This is a genomic window from Aeromonas piscicola (assembly GCF_000820005.1).
Lineage (GTDB): Bacteria > Pseudomonadota > Gammaproteobacteria > Enterobacterales > Aeromonadaceae > Aeromonas > Aeromonas piscicola.
Map to the genome: position 1 here is coordinate 104,413 of NZ_CDBL01000067.1, position 347 is coordinate 104,759.

The 347-nt window shown below is 58.2% G+C and carries 1 pseudogene; it reads right to left on the minus strand.

Features of this window, described 5'->3' with window-relative positions:
- A pseudogene (locus BN1128_RS16885) lies at window positions 1–250 on the minus strand (replication endonuclease); the annotation flags it as partial.
- Window positions 251–347: the final 97 nt, after the last annotated feature.

Sequence of the window (347 nt, forward strand, 5' to 3'; positions counted from 1 at the left end):
TGTTCTTGGCGATGTATTTGGCGATATATCCCGCAGCATCTCCTTTGGTTGGATCGATCTCCTCCCAGTCAAAGCGCGGAGTGAAGTCTGTATGAGAGGGGAGCCCCTTGGGATCGCGGATCAACTCTTCACGGTCATGGCTCAAGGCATACAGCTGCAGAGTGCTGATCACCCGCCATTGGTCGGCAGGGCGCATAAACAACAGCAGGTGCCAGTGTGGGGTACCGTCGTGGTGAGCCTCGCAAACGCGCCGCCTGTTTGGTGACTGCTATCGGGCCTTCGAGATGATGATCGAACGGGCAGGGATGGAGCTGCTACCCGGGCAGAACACCCACGTACTGCGCCAC